This window comes from Variovorax sp. GW821-FHT09D07 (genome assembly GCF_059416345.1).
In genome coordinates this window covers 39,645-59,095 of the sequence record NZ_JBWKOY010000004.1, presented here as the reverse complement: position 1 = coordinate 59,095, position 19,451 = coordinate 39,645, and the positions used below count along the sequence as shown (strand labels likewise).

The following is a 19,451-nucleotide window of genomic DNA, read 5'->3' as shown; positions in this document are numbered from 1 at the left end:
GAGAACCATGAAAAAGGCGCCTTACGGCGCCTTTTTTCTGGAATGCCGTGAAGGTCTTCGCTCAAAGCCAATAGACCAGCACGTACAGGCCCAGCCAGACCACGTCCACGAAGTGCCAGTACCAGGCGGCGCCTTCGAAGCCGAAGTGACGCTCGGCCGTGAAGTGACCCTTCTGCAGGCGCAGCGTGATGAACAGCAGCATCAGCATGCCGATGAACACGTGCAGGCCGTGGAAGCCGGTCAGCATGAAGAAGGTCGAACCGTAGGTGCCCGAGCTGAGCTTGAGGTTCAGTTCGGTGTACAGGTGGAAGTACTCGTAGCCCTGCACGCCCAGGAAGATCACGCCCAGCAGCACGGTGAGCCACATGAAGCGAATGCACTGGGCGCGGTGGTCGGCGCGCAGCGCGTGGTGGGCGATGGTCAGCGTCACGCCCGAGCTCAGCAGCAGCGCGGTGTTGATGGTCGGCAGCCAGAACGGACCGACGGTCTGGAAGGGCTCGATGATGCCGGCCGGGGAACCGGTCACGCCGGCCGCGACGCTGGGCCACACGGCCTTGAAGTCGGGCCAGAGGATCGCGTTGTCCAGGCTGCCGAGCGTCGGCAGCGCGTGGGTGCGGGCCCACCACAGCGCCGTGAAGAAGGCGCCGAAGAACATCACTTCCGAGAAGATGAACCAACTCATGCTCCAGCGGTACGAGAGGTCGATCTTGTGGCCGTACTGGCCGCTCTCGCTCTCGCCGACGGCAGCGCGGAACCACACGAAGAGCGTGCCGAGCCAGATCACCATGCCCAGCAGCAGCGACCAGGCGCCCCACTGGTGGCTGTTGATCCATTGCCCCGCGCCGAGGATCACGAAGAACAAGCCGATCGCGGACACGACCGGGTAGGCCGAGGGTCCGGGCACGAAGTAGTAGGGCGTGGTGCCGTGGGTGGTTGAACTCATATCAGCTCCTGGCTTTCTTTCTTCTCTCGATTCAATGATTCTGGAGATCGTGGTTTTTGTCTTCGGCTCAGCAGGCAGCGCTCAGGCGGCCGCGACCACATGCCGCACCAGCAGCACCAGCCCGACCACGAAGACGATCACTGCGGCAAACGCCACCACGATGACGTGCAGCGGATTGAGCTTGCCCAGGTCTTCCTTGTAGGCGCTGTTGCGGCGCACCCCGAAGAACGACCAGCCCACCGCCTTCATCGTGTCCCACAGCGTGGGCTTGCGGCGCGGGGCTTCGGGCGGCAACGGCGAGGTCACGAGCGCGGCTCATCAGCGACAACATGCGAAACGGCGGCCACCGGGGCCGGAGGCGTCTTGCCGCCCACCTCGAAGAAGGTGTACGACAGCGTGATGGTCTTGACGTCCTTCGAGATCTTCGGATCGATCACGAAGGCGACCGGCCACTGCTTCTTCTCGCCCGCGTCGAGCGTGTACTGGTTGAAGCAGAAGCACTCGAGCTTGTTGAAGTGCGCCGCGGCCTGCTGCGGTGCGTAGCTCGGGATGGCCTGCGCGGCCATGCGGCGGTTCTGCGTGTTCTGGAACTCGTACATCACCGTGTTCAGCTGGCCCGGGTGCACTTCGATGAAGCGCTCGGCCGGCTTGAAGTCCCACAGGCCACCGCGCACGTTGGAGTCGAACTCGACCTTGATCGTGCGGGTCATGTCGACCTGCGTGTTGTCCGGCACGCGCACGTTCTTGGCGCCGCTGGCACCGCCCGGCACCTGGAGCTCGGAGAGCGCGAGGATGTTGATGCCGGTCATCTCGCAGATGGCGCGGTACATCGGCACCAGCGCGTAGCCGAAGGCGAACATGCCGCAGGTCACGACGGCCAGCTTGCCGACCATGCGGACGTTGGCGCGGCGGATGCGTTGACCGAGGCTCATGCTGTTGCTTCCGTTCGGGGGGTGCGATGCGGCGCGGTCAGCGACCGCTGAACCAGACCATGCGGACGATGAAGCCGATGAAGAAGATCACCGCGATGGAGGCCAGCGTGAGCCCCATGCGTCGGTTGTTCCTTCTTTGTTCAGGCGTCGTCATCGTCGTGCGGTCGTGGTGCTTGTGCGGCGTGCGCGGGTGATCAGCCGATCACCTTGGTGGCGGTCACGTCGAGCTTGGGCGGGTTCTCGAAGGTGTGGAACGGGGCCGGCGACGGCACTTCCCACTCGAGGCCTTCGGCCGCTTCCCAGGGCTTCTGGGCCGCTGCTTCACCCTTGCCGCGCATCGAAGGCAGCACGATGAACAGGAAGAAGTAGACCTGGGCGAAGCCGAAGAAGAACGCACCCACCGAGGCGATGGCGTTGAAGTCGGCGAACTGCATGGGGTAGTCGGCGTAGCGACGTGGCATGCCGGCCAGACCCAGGAAGTGCATCGGGAAGAAGGTGACGTTGAACGAGATCAGCGACCACCAGAAGTGGACCTTGCCGCGCGTTTCGTTGTACATCACGCCGGTCCACTTGGGCGCCCAGTAGTAGAAGCCCGAGAACATGGCGAACAGCGAGCCGGCCACCAGCACGTAGTGGAAGTGGGCCACCACGTAGTAGGTGTCCTGCAGCTGCGTGTCGATCGGCGCGACCGCGAGGATCAGGCCGGTGAAGCCGCCCATCGTGAACACGAAGATGAAGCCGACCGCGAACAGCATGGGCGTCTCGAAGGTCATCGAGCCCTGCCACATCGTGGCGATCCAGTTGAAGATCTTCACGGCCGTGGGCACGGCGATCAGCATGGTCGCGTACATGAAGAACAGCTGGCCCGTGAGCGGCATGCCGGTCGTGAACATGTGGTGGGCCCACACGATGAACGACAGGATGGCGATCGACGAGGTGGCGTACACCATCGAGGCGTAGCCGAAGAGCTTCTTGCGGGCGAAGGCCGGGACCACCTGGCTGATGATGCCGAAGGCCGGCAAGATCATGATGTAGACCTCGGGGTGGCCGAAGAACCAGAAGATGTGCTGGTACATCACCGGGTCGCCGCCGCCGGCGGGGTTGAAGAAGCTGGTGCCGAAGTGGCGGTCGGTCAGCGTCATCGTGATGGCGCCTGCAAGCACGGGCATCACGGCGATCAGCAGGTAGGCGGTGATGAGCCAGGTCCAGCAGAACATCGGCATCTTCATCAGCGTCATGCCGGGGGCGCGCATGTTCAGGATGGTGACGATGATGTTGATCGAACCCATGATCGACGAGGCGCCCATGATGTGCATCGCGAAGATGCCGGCGTCCATCGAGGGGCCCATCTGCAGCGTGAGCGGGGCGTACAGCGTCCAGCCGGCCGCGGGCGCGCCGCCGGGCATGAAGAACGAACCGGCCAGCATGATGGCCGCCGGGATCAGCAGCCAGAAGCTGAAGTTGTTCATGCGCGCGAACGCCATGTCGGATGCGCCGATCTGCAGCGGGATCATCCAGTTCGCGAAGCCCACGAAGGCCGGCATGATCGCGCCGAACACCATGATCAGGCCGTGCATGGTGGTGAACTGGTTGAACAGTTCGGGGTTCACCAGCTGCAGGCCGGGCTGGAACAGCTCGGCGCGGATCAGCAGGGCGAGCACGCCGCCGATCATCAGCATCGTGAAGCTGAACAGCAGGTAGAGCGTGCCGATGTCCTTGTGGTTGGTCGCGAACACCCAACGGCGCCAGCCGGTGGGCGCGTGGTGATCGTGATGCTCGTCGTGTGCGTGGCCGCCGGGGGCGTGACCGTGGGGGTCGAGGACTGCGCTCATGTCGTTGTTCCTTGCAATTTCTTCTTCGCGGGGCGCCGTCGGATCACTTGCCGCGCAGGGCCAGCACTTCAGCCGGTTGCACCAGCTGGCCCGTCTTGTTCGACCAGCTGTTCTTGGTGTACGTGGCCACGGCCGCGAGGTCGGTGTCGCTCAGCTGCTTCCAGGCAGGCATGGCACCGTTGTTCTGGCCGTTGAGCAGCACCAGCAGCTGAACCTTGTGGTCGGAATCGGTCACCTTGGCTGCGCCGTCGAGCGGCTTGATCGGGCCTGCGCCCTTGCCGTTGGCCTGGTGGCAGGCCGCGCAGTTGGAGGCGTAGACCTTCTCGCCGCGTGCCAGCATGTCGGGCAGCGTCCAGACCTTGGTCGGGTCGTCGAGCTTGGCGGCGGCTTCCTTGCGCTTGGTGGCGACCCAGGTCGTGTAGTCGGCGGCCGAGACCACCTTCACGTGGATCGGCATGTAGGCGTGTTCCTTGCCGCACAGTTCCTGGCACTGGCCGTAGTAGTCGCCCACGGTCTCGGCGCGGAACCAGGTGTCGCGCACGAAGCCGGGAATGGCGTCCTGCTTGAGGCCCAGCTGCGGCACGGCGAAAGCGTGGATCACGTCGTTCGCGGTGGTGATGATGCGGACCTTCTTCTGCACGGGCACGACCATCGGGTTGTCGACCTTGAGCAGGTAGTCGTCGGGCATGGCGCCCTTGGCACCGGCGTCGGACATGGCGCGCTGCGAGCTGTCCAGCGTGGAGATGAAGGCCAGGCCCTCGCCTTCGCCGTTCAGGTAGTCGTAGCCCCACTTCCACTGGTAGCCCGTGGTCTTGATCGTGAGGTCGGCGTTCGTGGTGTCCTTCTGGGCCACGAGCACCTTGGTGGCAGGCAGCGCCATCACGATCACGATGAGGAAGGGCACGATGGTCCAGATGACCTCGACCACCACCGATTCATGGAAGTTCGCGGCCTTGTGGCCCACCGACTTGCGGTGCTTCCAGATGGAATAGAACATCACCGCGAACACGGCGACGAAGATGACCGTGCAGATGATCATCATGATCGTGTGGAGCAGATGCTGCTCCTGCGCGATCTTGGTCACGCCGACCGGAAGATTCAGCTGGCGCACCGCGGGGCCGCCGGGCAGATCGTTGACTGCGTGCGCCGCGTTGCTGAACGCCGCGCCGGCCGCCAGCAACAGATTCGCCGGCCTGTACTTATTGCGCCAAATGCTCTTCATCGTGTTCACGTTTCTTCAATTTTTCGAAAACCCAACCGTGCAGCACCGCGCGAGCCCCCTCAGGCGCCACGCAACGCCATGCGAATCTCGCGCGCCAGTGCGGCTCGCAACTCCGGGCGTACATAGCGCCCCACCCTGACCGATCGACCTTGCCCCGAGACCTCGATCAGCGAACGATCGCCGGTCTGCGGTTCGATCCGCACCTGGTGCGGAAGAAATTCCGTGCGTTCGTAGTGCCCACCGTTCTCGAGCTCCACGACGAGGCGCCCGCCCTGCAGCGCGATCCGTTCGCCGTCGGTGGCATGCCGCGCGTACATCATGAACGCAAAGCCCACCGCGGCCAGTTCGAGCCAGGCGAATGGCAATACCAGCGGCGCACCGTGCAGCCAGAACACCATGCCCGTTCCCAGAGATACCACGCACAGCGATGCGTAGAGCCAGCCCAGCTGGCTCGGCGTCACCGAGCAATTGCGTTTCAGGAACCAGTGGATGTTCTGGCCTGAGACGGTGGCAAAACGAAACACGGAATTCGACACGGGCGAGTTCAGCAAATCGGTGCGTCGATGGTGGCCAAACCCCTCGTACAAACAGGATCCGACACCCCTCGATCACGGGACAATACCCGCGAGTTTCACGCAACGGCGGATTGTAGCGGGTAGAGCGCGGCCCCCGCGCACCGAATGAGGGCTGCCGGGTCGCTCAGGCGCCAGGGCGGCCGCGCTGGAGCATCGATCGCATCTCGCGCAGCGAGACCGCGCTCTCGGGCGAGAGCGCCACGCGCGGCGTCGGCTTGAAGGCGTGGCCGTAGATGACCTCGAAGGTCAGCGCGATGCGGCCCTCGCCTTCCGCGGCCGGCGCCAGCTCGGGCAGGGCCTGCTTGAGCGCGCGGTGCCAGGCCTTGCCGCGCAGCGCGGGGAAGCGCGCCGGATGCAGATTGCGCCCCAGCGTGCGCAACTCGGCCAGGGCCGCCTCGGGGGTGGCCCAGGTGAGCACGATGCGCTCCATGTCCATCACGGGCTCGGCGAAGCCGGCGTGCACGAGCATGTCGCCCCAGTCGTGCATGTCGGTGTATTCATGGCCGGCGGCGGGCCAGCCGAGCCGGGCGTGCAGGGCGCGCAGCTCGCGCACGGTGTCCGGGCCCAGGCAGGAGAACATCAGGAAGCCGTTGGTCGCGACCAGCCGGTGCCACTGCGCGATCAGCGCTTCAGGGTCGGCCGCCATGTGCAGCGACATGTTGGCCCACAGCAGGTCCACGCCGTCTTCGGGCGTGGCGTCGAAGCGGGCCTTGCCGCCCTGCCAGCGGCGCGCGCTCCACCAGGGGGCGGTCAGCGCCTCGCCGGTCCGGTCGGCCAATGCGGGTTCGGATTCGATGACGAAGGCTTCGGCGTCGCGGTAGCGGCGGGCCAGCAGCGCGTGCGCTTCGAGGCCGCCGCGCAGCGGCGACCAGTCGGCCCAGGTGCGGGGCTGGGCCTTGATCCATTGCAGCCGGTCTTCCATCCGGCGGCCGATTTCCTCGTGCAGCCAGGGCGAGCCCTCGGCGGGCGCGAGCCGGCGCCAGCGGTCGGCCGCCGTGGGATCGATGGTCGGCGGTCTTCTTGCGGGGTCGGTGGCCATGGGGCCGTGAGTATATTGAGGCATGCACAACCGCCGGGCCCTGAGGCCTTTCACCTCGCTGCTCGCGCGGCTGCCCAGCCAGTGCGAGGTCTGCCGCGCTTGGCCCGCGCAGCGCGTGTGCGACGCCTGCGTGGGCCGCTTCGCGCCGCCGACCCCTCGTTGCGGCGGCTGCGCACTGCCGATGCCCGAGGGCGTGGCGCGCTGCGGCGAATGCATCCAACACCCGCCGCCGCTCGACGCCTGCCTCGCCGCCTGCACCTACGCGTGGCCGTGGCCCGACTGCATCGCCCAGTTCAAGTTTCGCGGCGAGGCGGGCTGGGCCGGCCCGCTGGCCACCCTGCTGCGCAGCGCGCCGTGGGTGGAGCCAGCGCTGGAACAGTGCGACCTCGTGCTGCCGATGCCGCTGGCGCCCGGACGCCTGGCCGAGCGCGGCTTCAACCAGGCGCACGAGCTCGCGCGCCGGCTGGCACCGGCCAAGACCGACGCCACCCTGCTGCTGCGCACGCGCGACACGCCCGCGCAGAGCGGCCTGCCGCGCGCCGACCGGCTGCGCAACCTGCGCGGCGCCTTCGCCGTGGAACCGCTGCGCGCCGACGGCCTGCGGGGGCGGCGCGTGGTGCTGGTGGACGACGTGATGACCAGTGGCGCCTCGCTGTTCGCCGCGGCCGCCACCTTGCGCCTGGCGGGTGCGGCGCACATCACCGGCGTGGTGCTGGCGCGGACCGACCCGCCGCGCTGAAGCCATCGACGGCGCCCGCGACAATCGGCGCATGTTCCATATCGTCCTGGTCCACCCCGAAATTCCGCCGAACACCGGCAACGTGATCCGGCTCGCGGCCAACACAGGCTGCACGCTGCACCTGGTCGAGCCGCTCGGCTTTTCGATGGACGACCGCCTGCTGCGCCGCGCCGGGCTCGACTACCACGAGTACGCCGAGGTCAAGCGCCACGCCGACTGGGCCGCGCTGCTGGCCGCGCAGCAACCGCCGGCCGACCGCATGTTCGCGCTGACCACGCGCGGCACCCGCGCCGTGCACGACGTGCGCTTCCAGCCCGGCGACTGGCTGGTGTTCGGCTCGGAAACCGCCGGCCTGCCGCCCGCGATCCGCGACGGCTTTGCCGAGCCGCAGCGCCTGCGGCTGCCGATGCGCGCCGGCCAGCGCAGCCTGAACCTGTCGAACGCCGTGGCGGTCACGGTGTTCGAGGCCTGGCGGCAAAACGGTTTCGCCTGACGGCCCTTCACGCGGCAGGGGCACATCCGATCGGCGCTGCGCGGCGTATGGGAAGGCATGCCGGTGAGTCGCACCGGCATCCGTCCCCTCAACGCTGATTGCCAAGGAGCCCCGCCATGCACACCCCCACCCTGCGCCTGATCACCCTCGCCGCCCTCGCCTTCGCCGGCGGCGCCCATGCCTTCCAGGGCGAGCAGAACCCGCTGCCGCCCGCGCCCTTCCAGTCGTCGCTGACGCGCGCCCAGGTCCAGCAGCAAGCCCTGCAGCCGCTGCAGATCAGCAACGGCGGCACCGGCGTGGCCCGCCCAACCGCCGGCAACGTCGACCGTGCGGCGGTGCGTGCGAGCGCCGTCGGCATCACCCGGCAGGGCGCCGCCGCCTACGGCGAAGTCACCGACCGCCGGATGTAAAGAGAAAAAACTCGCTCAGGGAAAACGGCGCACCACCGACTCGGCGACGCACGCCGGCTTGGCGGCGCCTTCGAGTTCGATGGTGGTTTCCCAGGTCATCTGCAGGCCGTTGTTGGGAATCGGCTCAGCACTCAGCAGCTTCATGCGGGCGCGCAGGCGCTGGCCCACGGGCACCGGCGACATGAAGCGCACGCGGTTCAGGCCGTAGTTCACGCCCATGCGCGACTCGACCACGTCGATCGCCGTCTCGAAGAACTTCGGCAGCAGCGACAGCGTGAGAAACCCGTGCGCGATCGGCGCGCCGAAGGGGCCGGACTTGGCCCGCTCCACATCGACGTGGATCCACTGGTGGTCGCCCGTCGCCTCGGCGAACTGATTGACCTGCTGCTGCGTCACGCTGATCCAGTCGCTCACGGCGACTTCCTGGCCGACGCAGGCGGCGAGATCCTGAAGGGTCTGGAATGTCTTTTTGGTCATGCGGGGCATTCTGGTGCCAAGGGCACAAGGCTGGCTGTCGGACTTGCGACAACCGGGATTCAGGGAAATCCGGGGGATCAGTTCAGGCGTCGAGCCATTCGCAGATCGGCGCCCACTGCTCCAGGTCGCGCTGCACGCGCCCCGGCGCGATGTCGAACAGCGTGAGCCCGCGCGCGGCCAGCTGCACGTAGTTCTGCGTGTCGCGCAGCTCGCCCAGCACGGGCACGCCCAGGCCGGCGATGAACTCGTGCAGCCGGTCGGCCGCCAGCGTGCGGGCGTTCACGCGCATGCCGACCAGGCCGATGCGGGTCTTCTCGGCGCGGCGGCTTTCCAGCAGGCGGTCGAGGAAATCGCGCGTGGCGTAGATGTCGAAGATGCTCGGCTGCAGCGGCACGATCACGCGGTCGGCCAGCGCCAGCACCTCCTTGAAACGCCAGCCGTGCAGGCCGGCCGGCGTGTCGAGCACCGCGTGGGTGGTGCCGCGCGGCGGGCGCACCACGGTGCTGTCGCCGGTGGCTTCCCAGGTGGCGATGGGGCGGGCCTGCGGCGGGCGCAGGCCGAGCCACAGCCGCGAGGACTGCTGGCGGTCCACGTCGCCGAGCATCACGGCATGGCCGCGGCTCGCGAAGTAGCCCGCGATGTTCGTTGCAATCGTCGACTTGCCCACGCCCCCCTTGGGATTGGCGACCAGAACCACCGGCATGAGGATCTCCTCCAGAACGGGAACAGGGCTGGATGGTAGTCGCCCCGGATTGCGCGTCGGCGACGGCGGGCCGTCTGCGTTATGTTCGCCACATGACGACAACAACATCCGCGGAGAACCCTGTCAGCATCTATGTGCTGGCGGCCCACCCCCACTGGCGCGACTCGCGCGTGAACCGACGGCTGTTCGCCGCCGCGCAGCGCGTGCCGGGCGCCGACGTGAACGACCTGTACGGCAGCTACCCCGATTTCGCCATCGACGTCGAGGCCGAACGCGAGCGGCTGGCGCGCGCGGACCTGGTGGTGCTGCTGCACCCGATCCAGTGGTATTCGATGCCGCCGCTGCAAAAGCTCTGGATCGACGACGTGCTGGGCTACGGCTGGGCCTACGGCCCCGGCGGCACCGCGCTGCAGGGCAAGGACTGCTGGCTGGTCGCCACCACCGGCGGCCCCGAGCCGAGCTACCACCCGCAAAGCTACAACCGCTACTTCTTCGACGCCTTCCTGCCGCCCTACGAGCAGACCGCCGCGCTGTGCGGCATGCGCTTCCTGCCGCCGCTGCTGCTGCACGGCGCGCGCCGCGCCAGCGAGGCCGAGGTGGCCGCGCATGTCGAGGTGTTCGTGCAGCGCCTGGAAAGCTACCCGGTGTGGCCGGAAATGGACGAGCTCGATGCCTGCATCGCCTGCCCGGTGCCCGAGACCGACCGCCCCGCCGAATCCGACGACGTGGGCCAAGTGATGGCCGGCGCGTTCCACAGCGCCATGACGCACGGCCTGGCCGTCGCCAACGGCAGCAGCACCCACAAGGCGGCCTGAGCATGGAACACGCACCCGCCTGGCTGACCAGCAGCCTGATCTACCTGAGCGCCGCCGTGCTGGTGGTGCCGCTGTCCAAGGCCCTGGGCCTGGGCTCGATCATCGGCTACCTCGTGGCCGGCATCGCCATCGGCCCCTGGGGCCTGGGCCTCGTGTCCAGTGTCGAAGACGTGCTGCATTTCGCCGAGTTCGGCGTGGTGCTGATGCTGTTCCTCGTGGGCCTCGAACTCGAGCCCAAGCGCCTGTGGAGCCTGCGCCGCCCGATCTTCGGCTGGGGCTCGGCGCAGGTGCTCAGCTGCGCGGCGGTGCTGTTCGCCGTCGGCTGGGCCGTGGGCGCACCGTGGCGCGTGGCGCTGGTGGCCGCCCTCGGGCTGGCGCTGTCGTCCACCGCGATCGCGCTGCAGGTGTTCGGCGAACGCAACCTGCTGAAGACGCCCAGCGGCCAGGCCGGCTTCTCGATCCTGCTGTTCCAGGACGTGGCGGCGATCCCGATCCTCGCGCTGCTGCCGCTGCTGGCCGGCGCCACCGCGGCCGAGCAGGCCGTGAGCGGGCTGGACCGCGCGCTCGAGGCGCTGAAGATCGTCGGCGTGATCGCCGGCATCATCCTCGGCGGCCGGCTGCTGCTGCGCCCGATCCTGCGCTGGATCGCGCGCAGCGACACGCCCGAGATCTTCACCGCCGCCGCGCTGCTGCTGGTAGTGGCCATCGCGGCGCTGATGCAGTTCGTCGGCCTGTCGATGGCGCTGGGCGCCTTCCTTGCCGGGGTGCTGCTGGCCGAGAGCGAATACCGGCGCGAGTTGGAGACCGACATCGAGCCCTTCAAGGGCCTGCTGCTGGGGCTGTTCTTCATCGCTGTGGGCATGTCGATCAACTTCGGCGTGCTGCTGGCCAACCCGGGGGTCATGGCCTTGCTGGTGGTGAGCTTCCTGGTCATCAAGCTGGTGGTGATCTACGCGCTGGCCAAGGCCATGGGCCTGGCCTACCAGGAGCGGCCGGTGTTCACGCTGCTGCTGGCGCAGGGCGGCGAGTTCGCCTTCGTGGTGTTCCAGGCCGCCGGGCCCGACGTGCTGCCGCCGCAGACCACCTCGCTGCTGATCGGCGCGGTGGCGCTGTCGATGCTGCTGTCGCCGCTCTTGCTGGTGCTGCTCGACAAGTTCGTGCTGCCGCGCTACAGCCACGCGGGCGGGCCGCAGCTGGAGGAAATCTCGGAGCAGCAGGACGCCAAGGTGCTGATCTGCGGCTTCGGGCGCTACGGCCAGATCGTCGGGCGCCTGCTGATGTCGCAGGGCCTGCGCGTGACGGTGCTCGACCACGACGCCGACACCGTCGAGGGCCTGCGCCAGTTCGGCTTCCGGGTGTTCTACGGCGACGCCACGCGGCTGGACCTGCTGCGCACCGCGGGCGCCGGCACGGCGCGCGCCATCGTGGTGGCGGTGGACGACATCGAGCAGTCGCTGGACATCGTCGACCTGGTGCGCGAGAACTTCCCGCAGGCGCGCATCATTGCGCGCGCACGCAACGTGACCCACCTGTTCCAGCTGCGCGACCGCGGCGTGCAGGACATCGAACGCGAGGTGTTCGAGTCGTCGCTGCGCAGCGCGCGCTCGGCGCTGGAGGCGCTGGGCTGGCCGGCGGCCGAGGCGCGCGAGGCGTCGATGCGTTTCCGCCAGCGAAACCTCAAGCTCAGCGACGAGATCTACCCGCACTACAAGGACCGCGCCAAGCTGATCGCCGCCAACAAGGCGGGCCGCCAGCAGTTCGAGGAGCAGATGGCGCGCGAGCGCGAGGAGCGCAAGCTGCGCTCGGGCCAGGACTGGGACCGGCTCGGCGAAGACGAACCAGCGGGCGACGCGAAGGCGCCCTGAGGCCCAGGGTCAGACCGGCACGGTCAGGTACACGCCCTCGCGGCCGATCACCGGTGCGCGGGTCGGCATGAAGATCGTGCAGCCGTCGCAGGGCGAGCGGATCTCGCGCCCGGCCTGCACCGCGATCAGCTCAGCTTGGTCGAAGGTCTCGAAACCGAGCACGGGCCGCACGAAGGCGAAGTCGTCCGACGTGACCATGTGGACCTCGAGCAGCCGGAAGCGGCGCGCGGCCACCGGCACGCGCGGCACCGGGTCGACGAGCCCGAGGTGCGCCAAAAAGCGCAGCGACACGTCGGTGGCCAGGTCGGCCGCCGACTGCGCGAAGTGCTGGCCGCACTCGACCACCACCGCGCCGCCGTCGATGCCCGGCTCGCCGTGGCGGCCGTAGGCCGTGACGCCCGTGCCGGGCGCGGCGCCCACGGGCATCACGAGGTGCACCGCCGGGCCGCCGACGGCTTGCGCCAGGCCTGCGTTGCGCTCGAACTCCGGGTAGACCCAGAAGGGCTGCACGGGGGCGCGCGTGGAATGGATGTCCAGCACGTAGTCGGCCGCGTCGAGCACCGGCCGCAGCTCGCGCGCGCGGCGCAGCTCGGGGCTGTCCCCGGTGCCGTCGAGCAGCTCGGGCGACCAGATGCGGTTCAGGTTGTGCACCAGCTGGCGGTTCTCGTAGGGCCGGCCGATGTCGAAGGCCTCGTAGGCCTCGACGTTCGCGAAGCTCACGGTGAGCGTGCCGATCTTCGGGCGCACGCCGGTGTCGAGCAGGTGCGTGGCCGCGACCATGCCGCAGATCTCGTTGCCGTGCGTGAGCGCGTTGACGAGCACGTGCGGGCCCGGCTTGCCGGACGCGAAGCGGTGCACGTAGTCGATGCCGGTGTTGCCCTGGCGGTAGGCCGAGAGGTCGCGCGGCAGCACCTCCAGCGGGGAGGTGTCGGGTGCGAAGGCCTGCAGTGTCTGCGTCATGGAACCAGCAACCCGCTCACTCGCCGCGGATGCCGGCGCGCTTGACCATCTCGCCGTACAGCGCGAGCCGCTCCGACATCATGGCCGTGAACTGCGCGGGCGACTGCGCCTCGGGCGCGAGCGAGCCGCGTGCCAGCAGCGCCTCGACCATCGTCGGCTGCTCGGCCACCGTGCGCACGGCCTTGTGCAGCGCGGCGATGACCTCGGGCGGCGTCTTCGCGGGCGCGGCCAGGCCGATCCACGAGGTGGTGTTCAGCACGGGGTAGCCCAGCTCCGTGAAGGTCGGCACGTCGGGCAGCGCCGCGACGCGCGTGGGCGAGGCCACGGCCAGCGCACGCAGCTTGCCGGCCTGGATGTGCGGCAGGAAGGGCGCGAGGTTGTCCAGGCCGAACTGGACTTCGTTCGAGATCAGCGCGGTCACCAGCGGGCCGCCGCCGCGGTAGGGCACATGCGTGGCGTTGAGCTGCAGTTGCGATTTCATCAGCTCGACGTTGAGCTGGCCCATGCTGCCCGGCCCGGCGCTGCAGAAGTTGAGCTCGCCCGGGCGCGACTTCACCAGCGCCACGAACTCCTTGAAGGTCTTGGCGGGCACGGCCGGGTTCACCAGCAGCACGTTGATGGAGCGCGCGAGCTGACTGATCGACAGGAAATCCTTGATCGGGTCGTAGCCCGGGTTGGCCTGCGTCAGCGGATTGGCCAGGTGCGAACTCTGCGACGACACCACGAGCGTGTAGCCGTCGGGCTTGGCGCGCGCCACCTGGGCGCTGGCGATGGAGCCGCCGGCGCCGGCGCGGTTGTCGATGACCACCGGCGTGCCCAGCGCCTTCGACAGCGGCTCGGCGTACAGCCGCGCGATCAGGTCGACCGAGCCGCCGGCCGGGAACGGCACCACCAGCGTGACCGGGCGGGCCGGGAAGGCCTGGGCGCGCGCGGACAGGGGCAGCAGCGCCGCCGTCAAGCCGGCGCCGAGGATCTCGCGCCGGCGCAGGGCGGGCACGGCGGGGGTGGTGGAACGCATGGCAAGGTCTTTCTGCAGAAGAAGCGGGCAATCGGGCGGACAGGGCCGGCCGAAATCGTGCATTCATTTTTGCAAGGAGACCTAATTTTTGCAATACTCGTTGCAAACATGAGGTTTCTCCGATGCCGCACGCAGACACCCCCGCCGCCCCCAGCCTGAACCAGCGCATCTCGGGCTACGGCAAGAAGCTCACGAAAAGCGAGCGACGCCTGATCGAGGAGCTGCAGGCGCACCACCCGCAGGGGCTGCTCGAATCTGCAACGAGCCTTGCAAGAAAGGTGGGCACCAGCGCCTCGACCGTGGTGCGGCTGCTCGCCAAGCTGGGCTACGAGAGCTACGCCCAGGCGCAGATGGAGGCGCGCGCCGAAGTCACCGCCCTGCTCGCCTCGCCCGCCACGCGCGCCGACGCGGTCATCGGTGACGACACCTCCGTGCGCAGCTGCCTGGACAACGCGCTGCTGCACGACCAGCACAACCTGGCCTCCACCTTCGCGGCGCTCGACGTGGGCGCGTTCGAGGCGGCGGTGAAGCTGCTCACACAGCGCAAGGTGCGCGTGCACGTGCTCGGCCAGCGCAACGGCCTGCCGCTGGCCAGCCACCTCGCGCTGAACCTGAACCTGTGCCTGCCCGACGTGCGGCTGCTCGGCGGCGCTGGCGCGCTGCCGCTCGAAGACCAGCTGCTGCGCATCGACGACAACGACCTGCTGCTCACCCTCACCTTCCGCCGCCACTCGCTCGCGATCGCGCGCACGGCGGCCTACTTCCGCGAGAAGGGCGCGAAGGTCGTCATGGTCACCGACAGCCCCACCGCGCCCGCGGCGGCCTCGGCCGATCACCTGCTGCTGGTGCGCACCTCCAGCGCGTCGCCCTTCGATTCGTACACGGCGGCGCTGTCGGTCTGCAATGCGCTGATCACCGCGGTGGCGCAGCGCCGCAAGAAGGAGCTGGCCGCCGTGTTCGAACGCGGTGCGGCGCTGTGGGAGCCGCACTGGAACGAGGCGGCACCGCGCGCCGCCTGAGCCTCAGGCCGCCGGGGTTCCGAGCCCCAGCAGGCGCACCGCGTTGTCCTTGAGGATGCCGGGCATCACCTCGGGCTTGAAGCCGGCGGCCTCGAAGTCCTTCATCCAGCGGTCGGGCGTGATCAGCGGGTAGTCGCTGCCGAACAGCACGCGGTCTTTCAGCAGCGTGTTGGCGTACTGCACCAGCTGCTTCGGGAAATACTTGGGGCTCCAGCCCGACAGGTCGATCCACACGTTGGGCTTGTGCGTGGCCACGCTCAGCGCCTCGTCCTGCCAGGGGAAGCTGGGGTGGGCCATGACGATCTGCATGTCGGGGAAGTCGATGGCCACGTCGTCCAGGTGCATCGGGTTGCTGTATTCGAGCCGCAGGCCGCCGCCGCAGCGCATGCCCGAGCCGATGCCGCTGTGGCCGGTGTGGAAGATGGCCGGCAGCTTGTACTCGGCGATCACCTCGTAGATCGGCCAGGCCATGCGGTCGTAGGGGTGGTAGCCCTGCACGGTGGGGTGGAACTTGAAGCCCTTCACGCCGTGTTCCTCGATGAGCCGGCGCGCCTCGCGCGCGCCCATCTTTCCCTTGTGCGGATCGACGCTGCCGAAGGCAATCATGATGTCGCTGTTCTGCGCCGCGGCCTCGGCGATCTCCTCGTTCGGGATGCGGCGGCGGCCCATGTTCGACTCGGCGTCGACCATGAACATCACCAGCCCGATCTTCCTTTCACGGTAGTACGCCACGCTCTCGGCGATGGTGGGGCGGCGGTTCGAGCCGAAGAACTTGTCGGCCGCGCGGTCGTATTCCTCGCCGTAGTTGTCGAAAGGGTTCCAACAGCTCACTTCGGCGTGGGTGTGGATGTCGATCGCGATCAGGTTCCGTGGGTCCATGTCGTTGTCTCCGGTTCGGGTAAGTCCCTAGGTTTCGGGAGGCTCCAATGCCTTGAATTGATTATTTCTCATAACCATAATCCAACGCAACCCCGCACACCATCATGACCAATCCAGACCTCCACCTCGACATCCGCGACGACGTCGCCATCGTTCGTCTCACGCGCGGCGCCAAGCGCAACGCGCTGTCCGACGGCCTGATCCTCGCGCTGCGCGACACCTTCGAGACGCTGCCCGCCACGGTGCGCGCGGCCGTGCTCGACGGCGAGGGCCCGCATTTCTGCGCCGGCCTGGACCTGGGCGAGCTCAAGGAACGCGACGCCGGCCAGGGCATGCAGCACTCGCGCCTGTGGCACAGCGCGCTCGACCTGATCCAGCACGGCCCGGTGCCGGTGGTGGCGGCGCTGCACGGCGCGGTGGTCGGCGGCGGGCTCGAGCTGGCCAGCGCCTGCCACATCCGCGTGGCCGACCGCTCCACCTTCTACGCACTGCCCGAAGGCTCGCGCGGCATCTTCGTGGGTGGCGGCGGCTCGGTGCGCATCCCCAAGCTGATCGGCGTGGCCCGCATGACCGACATGATGATGACCGGCCGCGTCTACAACGCCGAAGACGGCGAGCGCGCCAACTTCGCGCAGTACCTGGTCGACGAGGGCACCGCCTTCGACAAGGCCCTGGAGCTCGCCAAGCGCATCGCCACCAACGCGCCGCTCACCAACTACGCGCTGATGCACGCCCTGCCGCGCATCTCCGAGCAGTCGGCCGACCACGGCTTCTTCACCGAGGCGCTGATGTCGGGCATCGTCCAGGCCGCGCCCGAAGCGAAGGCACGCGTGCGCGACTTCCTCGAAGGCCGCGGCGCGAAGGTGAGCAAGGGATGACCGCCGTCCGCTACCGCCCGCTGGCCTTCGGCGTGACGCGCGCGGTGCTGCGCGACGGCGCGCCGGGCACGCGCTACCTCACGGCCGAGACGCCGCTGCAGGCCTACCGCGAGCGCATGACCGACCGGCTCGCGCACTGGGCGCAGGTGGCGCCCGATCGCACCTTCATCGCGCGCCGCGAGCGCCTGCCCGACGGCCGCACCGGCGACTGGCTGCGCGTGAGCTACGCGCAGGCGCTGGAAGAAGCGCGCGGCATCGGACAGGCCCTGCTCGATCGCGGCCTGAACGCCGAGCGCCCGGTCGTGATCCTCAGCGAGAACGGCATCGAGCACGCGCTGCTCGCGCTGGGCTGCCTCTACGCCGGCGTGCCCTACTGCCCCGTGTCGCCGCCCTATGCGATCGTGAGTCAGGACTACGACAAGCTGCGCCACGTCATCGACACGCTCACGCCCGGCCTGGTGTTCGCGGCCGACGCCGCGCGCTTCGCCAAGGCCATTGCAGCCACCGTGCCGGCCGGCACCGAGGTCGTGCTCGCCGAAGGCACGCTCGAAGGCCGCGCCACCACGCGCTTCGACGTGCTCGCCGCCACGCCGGCCACGCCCGCCATCGACGCGGCGATGCAGGCCACCGGCCCCGACACCATCACCAAGTTTCTTTTCACCTCGGGCTCGACCAAGATGCCCAAGGCGGTGATCAACACGCACCGCATGTGGTGCGCCAACCAGCAGCAGCTGCGCCAGTCGATTCCCGCGCTGGGCGACGAGCCGCCCGTGCTGGTCGACTGGCTGCCCTGGAACCACACCTTCGGCGGCAACCACAACGTGGGCATCGTGCTGGACAACGGCGGCACGCTGTTCATCGACGACGGCAAGCCCACGCCCGCCGGCATGGCCGAGACGCTGCGCAACCTGCGCGAGATCGCGCCCACCATCTACTTCAACGTGCCCACCGGCTTCGAGGCGATTGCCAACGCGATGGAAACCGACGCCGTGCTGCGCCGCAACCTGCTGTCGCGCGTGAAGATGTTCTTCTACTCGGGCGCGGCGCTTGCGCAGCCCGTGTGGGACAGCCTGCACCGCACGCAGGAGTCGGAAGTCGGCGAGCGCATCGTGATGGGCACCGGCCTGGGCATGACCGAGTCGGGCCCCTTCGCGCTGTACGTGACCGGCCCCGACGTGAAGTCGGGCGACGTGGGCCTGCCGGCCGCCGGCATCGAGCTCAAGCTGATCGAGGTCGACGGCAAGACCGAGGTGCGCTACCGCGGCCCCAACATCACGCCCGGCTACTGGCGCGCGCCCGACGCCACGGCCGAGGCCTTCGACGACGAAGGCTTCTTCTCCACCGGCGACGCGGTGAAGTGGATCGACGACCGCGACATCCACCGCGGCCTGCGCTTCGACGGCCGCATCGCCGAAGACTTCAAGCTCGCCACCGGCACCTTCGTGAGCGTGGGGCCGCTGCGCGCGAAGATCATCGCGGCCGGCTCGCCCTACGTGCAAGACGCGGTGCTCACGGGCATCAACCTGAAGGAGGTCGGCGCGCTGATCTTCCCGACGCAGAAGGTGCGTCAGCTCGCCGACCTGCCCGCCGACGCCCCGCTGCAGCAGGTGCTCGAAAGCGCGCCCGTGCAGGCGCACTTCCAGCAGGTGGTGGACACGCTCGCGGCCGGCGCCACCGGCAGCGCCAACCGCATCGCGCGGCTGCACCTGATGGCCGAACCGCCGTCGATCGACAAGGGCGAAGTGACCGACAAGGGCTCGATCAACCAGCGCGCCGTGCTCAAGCACCGCGCCGCGCTGGCCGACGCGCTGCACGCCGACACGCTGCCTTTCACGCTCAAGCCCCGCTAACCCAATCAGGAGACAACCCATGAAGATCGAAGGACAAGCCGCACTCGTCACCGGCGGCGCCTCGGGCCTCGGCGAGGCCACCGCGCGCGAACTCGCACGCCTGGGCGCCAAGGTCGCGGTGCTCGACCGCAACGCCGCACTCGCCGAAAAGGTGGCCGCAGAGATCGGCGGCGTCGCCTGCGTCTGCGACATCACCGACACCGACAGCGTGAACGCCGCGCTCGACAAGGCCGAGGCCGCACACGGCCCCGCGCGCATCTTGATGAACGTCGCCGGCATCGGCAGCGCCAAGCGCATCGTCGGCAAGGACGGCAACCCCGCGCCGCTCGAAGACTTCGTGCGCGTGGTCAACATCAACCTCATCGGCGGCTACAACATGGCGCGCCTGTTCGCGGCGCGCTGCGCGAAGCTCGACGCGCTCGACAACGGCGAAAAGGGCGTGATGCTCTTCACCGCCTCGGTCGCGGCCTTCGACGGCCAGGTGGGCCAGCAGGCTTACAGCGCGTCGAAGGGCGGCCTCGTCGGCATGACCCTGCCGATGGCGCGCGACCTCGCGCAGCACGCCATCCGCGTGTGCACCGTGGCGCCGGGCCTCTTCGCCACGCCGCTGCTGCTGGAGCTGCCCGAGCCGGTGCAGCACTCGCTGGCCGCGTCGATCCCGTTCCCGCCGCGCCTGGGCAAGCCGTCGGAGTTTGCCGAGTTGGCCTGCCACATCGTGACCAACGGCCACTTGAACGGCGAAGTGATTCGCCTCGACGGCGCCTTGCGCATGGCACCGCGCTGATTCCCGCCCCCGCAGACA

22 protein-coding genes are annotated in these 19,451 nt (G+C 68.7%); 9 read left to right on the top strand and 13 right to left on the bottom strand.

Translation table 11 applies throughout. From position 1 onward, the window contains the following. Positions 1-61: 61 nt before the first annotated feature. From AC07OX_RS15940 to AC07OX_RS15905, 8 genes are all read right to left on the bottom strand, one after another. Positions 62-943: a cytochrome c oxidase subunit 3 gene (locus tag AC07OX_RS15940; RefSeq protein WP_062481365.1), complete on the bottom strand. Its 882-nt coding sequence runs from the start codon at positions 941-943 to the stop codon at positions 62-64. Positions 944-1,024: 81 nt separating this feature from the next. Further along, positions 1,025-1,192, bottom strand: coding sequence for a DUF2970 domain-containing protein (locus AC07OX_RS15935; protein ID WP_082818316.1), 168 nt, complete (start codon positions 1,190-1,192; stop codon positions 1,025-1,027). 53 nt (positions 1,193-1,245) lie between these two features. Then, complete coding sequence (locus tag AC07OX_RS15930; RefSeq protein WP_095950886.1) at positions 1,246-1,875, bottom strand: cytochrome c oxidase assembly protein; 630 nt, start codon at positions 1,873-1,875, stop codon at positions 1,246-1,248. A gap of 37 nt (positions 1,876-1,912) precedes the next feature. After that, the gene (locus AC07OX_RS15925; protein ID WP_216360125.1) at positions 1,913-2,029 is read right to left on the bottom strand and encodes a cytochrome oxidase small assembly protein; all 117 of its coding nucleotides are present in this window, start codon (positions 2,027-2,029) and stop codon (positions 1,913-1,915) included. A gap of 40 nt (positions 2,030-2,069) precedes the next feature. Further along, positions 2,070-3,707 (bottom strand): cytochrome c oxidase subunit I, encoded by a 1,638-nt coding sequence (ctaD, locus tag AC07OX_RS15920; protein ID WP_369630066.1) that lies wholly within the window; start codon positions 3,705-3,707, stop codon positions 2,070-2,072. Positions 3,708-3,750: 43 nt separating this feature from the next. Continuing rightward, entirely contained in the window at positions 3,751-4,929 is a 1,179-nt protein-coding gene (coxB, locus tag AC07OX_RS15915) for a cytochrome c oxidase subunit II (protein ID WP_495261220.1), read from the bottom strand. Between the two features lie 59 nt (positions 4,930-4,988). Further along, positions 4,989-5,465, bottom strand: coding sequence for a DUF2244 domain-containing protein (locus AC07OX_RS15910; protein ID WP_056578078.1), 477 nt, complete (start codon positions 5,463-5,465; stop codon positions 4,989-4,991). 163 nt (positions 5,466-5,628) lie between these two features. After that, positions 5,629-6,543: a class I SAM-dependent methyltransferase gene (locus AC07OX_RS15905; protein WP_062481352.1), complete on the bottom strand. Its 915-nt coding sequence runs from the start codon at positions 6,541-6,543 to the stop codon at positions 5,629-5,631. 22 nt (positions 6,544-6,565) lie between these two features. On the opposite strand from AC07OX_RS15905, the gene AC07OX_RS15900 reads away from it, so the two are divergent. From AC07OX_RS15900 to AC07OX_RS15890, 3 genes are all read left to right on the top strand, one after another. After that, entirely contained in the window at positions 6,566-7,282 is a 717-nt protein-coding gene (locus AC07OX_RS15900) for a ComF family protein (protein WP_495261221.1), read from the top strand. A gap of 31 nt (positions 7,283-7,313) precedes the next feature. Further along, a complete protein-coding gene (gene trmL / locus AC07OX_RS15895; protein ID WP_495261222.1) occupies positions 7,314-7,775 on the top strand; it encodes a tRNA (uridine(34)/cytosine(34)/5-carboxymethylaminomethyluridine(34)-2'-O)-methyltransferase TrmL in 462 nt (153 codons plus the stop codon). Between the two features lie 116 nt (positions 7,776-7,891). Continuing rightward, on the top strand, positions 7,892-8,185 hold the full coding sequence (locus AC07OX_RS15890; RefSeq protein ID WP_495261223.1) for a DUF4148 domain-containing protein: 294 nt from the start codon (positions 7,892-7,894) through the stop codon (positions 8,183-8,185). A gap of 15 nt (positions 8,186-8,200) precedes the next feature. Here AC07OX_RS15890 and AC07OX_RS15885 read toward each other — a convergent pair whose 3' ends face one another. Both AC07OX_RS15885 and AC07OX_RS15880 read right to left on the bottom strand, forming a co-directional pair. Then, positions 8,201-8,671, bottom strand: coding sequence for a MaoC family dehydratase (locus AC07OX_RS15885; protein WP_062479484.1), 471 nt, complete (start codon positions 8,669-8,671; stop codon positions 8,201-8,203). Between the two features lie 73 nt (positions 8,672-8,744). After that, the gene (locus tag AC07OX_RS15880; protein WP_307637534.1) at positions 8,745-9,365 is read right to left on the bottom strand and encodes a nucleotide-binding protein; all 621 of its coding nucleotides are present in this window, start codon (positions 9,363-9,365) and stop codon (positions 8,745-8,747) included. Between the two features lie 92 nt (positions 9,366-9,457). On the opposite strand from AC07OX_RS15880, the gene kefF reads away from it, so the two are divergent. Both kefF and kefC read left to right on the top strand, forming a co-directional pair. Further along, on the top strand, positions 9,458-10,180 hold the full coding sequence (kefF, locus tag AC07OX_RS15875; protein WP_495261224.1) for a glutathione-regulated potassium-efflux system oxidoreductase KefF: 723 nt from the start codon (positions 9,458-9,460) through the stop codon (positions 10,178-10,180). Between the two features lie 2 nt (positions 10,181-10,182). Further along, positions 10,183-12,045 carry a glutathione-regulated potassium-efflux system protein KefC gene (gene kefC / locus AC07OX_RS15870; protein ID WP_307589379.1) on the top strand — a complete coding sequence of 621 codons (1,863 nt, stop codon included), beginning with the start codon at positions 10,183-10,185 and terminating at the stop codon, positions 12,043-12,045. A gap of 9 nt (positions 12,046-12,054) precedes the next feature. Here the strand turns inward: kefC and AC07OX_RS15865 are convergent, their stop codons facing one another. Next, positions 12,055-13,005, bottom strand: coding sequence for a M14 family metallopeptidase (locus tag AC07OX_RS15865; protein WP_495261225.1), 951 nt, complete (start codon positions 13,003-13,005; stop codon positions 12,055-12,057). A 16-nt stretch (positions 13,006-13,021) separates the two neighbouring features. Beyond that, the gene (locus tag AC07OX_RS15860; protein WP_070061958.1) at positions 13,022-14,023 is read right to left on the bottom strand and encodes a Bug family tripartite tricarboxylate transporter substrate binding protein; all 1,002 of its coding nucleotides are present in this window, start codon (positions 14,021-14,023) and stop codon (positions 13,022-13,024) included. Between the two features lie 122 nt (positions 14,024-14,145). On the opposite strand from AC07OX_RS15860, the gene AC07OX_RS15855 reads away from it, so the two are divergent. Next, entirely contained in the window at positions 14,146-15,042 is an 897-nt protein-coding gene (locus AC07OX_RS15855) for a MurR/RpiR family transcriptional regulator (protein WP_495261226.1), read from the top strand. Positions 15,043-15,045: 3 nt separating this feature from the next. Here AC07OX_RS15855 and AC07OX_RS15850 read toward each other — a convergent pair whose 3' ends face one another. Then, positions 15,046-15,921 (bottom strand): amidohydrolase family protein, encoded by an 876-nt coding sequence (locus AC07OX_RS15850; protein ID WP_070061956.1) that lies wholly within the window; start codon positions 15,919-15,921, stop codon positions 15,046-15,048. Between the two features lie 104 nt (positions 15,922-16,025). Between AC07OX_RS15850 and AC07OX_RS15845 the strand changes: the two genes are divergently transcribed. The 3 genes from AC07OX_RS15845 to AC07OX_RS15835 are packed head-to-tail and all read left to right on the top strand — an operon-like array spanning position 16,026 to position 19,433. Beyond that, complete coding sequence (locus AC07OX_RS15845; RefSeq protein ID WP_495261227.1) at positions 16,026-16,799, top strand: crotonase/enoyl-CoA hydratase family protein; 774 nt, start codon at positions 16,026-16,028, stop codon at positions 16,797-16,799. After that, positions 16,796-18,649, top strand: a complete 1,854-nt coding sequence (locus AC07OX_RS15840) for a feruloyl-CoA synthase (RefSeq protein ID WP_495261228.1) — start codon at positions 16,796-16,798, stop codon at positions 18,647-18,649. The genes AC07OX_RS15845 and AC07OX_RS15840 overlap by 4 nt, the downstream gene beginning before the upstream one ends. 19 nt (positions 18,650-18,668) lie before the next feature. After that, positions 18,669-19,433, top strand: coding sequence for an SDR family NAD(P)-dependent oxidoreductase (locus AC07OX_RS15835; protein ID WP_489057682.1), 765 nt, complete (start codon positions 18,669-18,671; stop codon positions 19,431-19,433). Positions 19,434-19,451: the final 18 nt, after the last annotated feature.

Bases quoted from the DNA above. Each gene is read 5' to 3' on its own strand.
- AC07OX_RS15905 (WP_062481352.1), bottom strand. From the start codon at position 6,543: ATGGCCACCGACCCCGCAAGAAGACCGCCGACCATCGATCCCACGGCG.
- AC07OX_RS15900 (WP_495261221.1), top strand. From the start codon at position 6,566: ATGCACAACCGCCGGGCCCTGAGGCCTTTCACCTCGCTGCTCGCGCGG.
- AC07OX_RS15865 (WP_495261225.1), bottom strand. From the start codon at position 13,005: ATGACGCAGACACTGCAGGCCTTCGCACCCGACACCTCCCCGCTGGAG.
- coxB (WP_495261220.1), bottom strand. From the start codon at position 4,929: ATGAAGAGCATTTGGCGCAATAAGTACAGGCCGGCGAATCTGTTGCTG.
- AC07OX_RS15850 (WP_070061956.1), bottom strand. From the start codon at position 15,921: ATGGACCCACGGAACCTGATCGCGATCGACATCCACACCCACGCCGAA.
- AC07OX_RS15835 (WP_489057682.1), top strand. From the start codon at position 18,669: ATGAAGATCGAAGGACAAGCCGCACTCGTCACCGGCGGCGCCTCGGGC.
- AC07OX_RS15840 (WP_495261228.1), top strand. From the start codon at position 16,796: ATGACCGCCGTCCGCTACCGCCCGCTGGCCTTCGGCGTGACGCGCGCG.
- kefF (WP_495261224.1), top strand. From the start codon at position 9,458: ATGACGACAACAACATCCGCGGAGAACCCTGTCAGCATCTATGTGCTG.
- AC07OX_RS15860 (WP_070061958.1), bottom strand. From the start codon at position 14,023: ATGCGTTCCACCACCCCCGCCGTGCCCGCCCTGCGCCGGCGCGAGATC.
- AC07OX_RS15930 (WP_095950886.1), bottom strand. From the start codon at position 1,875: ATGAGCCTCGGTCAACGCATCCGCCGCGCCAACGTCCGCATGGTCGGC.
- ctaD (WP_369630066.1), bottom strand. From the start codon at position 3,707: ATGAGCGCAGTCCTCGACCCCCACGGTCACGCCCCCGGCGGCCACGCA.
- AC07OX_RS15880 (WP_307637534.1), bottom strand. From the start codon at position 9,365: ATGCCGGTGGTTCTGGTCGCCAATCCCAAGGGGGGCGTGGGCAAGTCG.
- AC07OX_RS15940 (WP_062481365.1), bottom strand. From the start codon at position 943: ATGAGTTCAACCACCCACGGCACCACGCCCTACTACTTCGTGCCCGGA.
- kefC (WP_307589379.1), top strand. From the start codon at position 10,183: ATGGAACACGCACCCGCCTGGCTGACCAGCAGCCTGATCTACCTGAGC.
- AC07OX_RS15855 (WP_495261226.1), top strand. From the start codon at position 14,146: ATGCCGCACGCAGACACCCCCGCCGCCCCCAGCCTGAACCAGCGCATC.
- AC07OX_RS15925 (WP_216360125.1), bottom strand. From the start codon at position 2,029: ATGACGACGCCTGAACAAAGAAGGAACAACCGACGCATGGGGCTCACG.
- AC07OX_RS15845 (WP_495261227.1), top strand. From the start codon at position 16,026: ATGACCAATCCAGACCTCCACCTCGACATCCGCGACGACGTCGCCATC.
- AC07OX_RS15935 (WP_082818316.1), bottom strand. From the start codon at position 1,192: ATGAAGGCGGTGGGCTGGTCGTTCTTCGGGGTGCGCCGCAACAGCGCC.
- trmL (WP_495261222.1), top strand. From the start codon at position 7,314: ATGTTCCATATCGTCCTGGTCCACCCCGAAATTCCGCCGAACACCGGC.
- AC07OX_RS15890 (WP_495261223.1), top strand. From the start codon at position 7,892: ATGCACACCCCCACCCTGCGCCTGATCACCCTCGCCGCCCTCGCCTTC.
- AC07OX_RS15885 (WP_062479484.1), bottom strand. From the start codon at position 8,671: ATGCCCCGCATGACCAAAAAGACATTCCAGACCCTTCAGGATCTCGCC.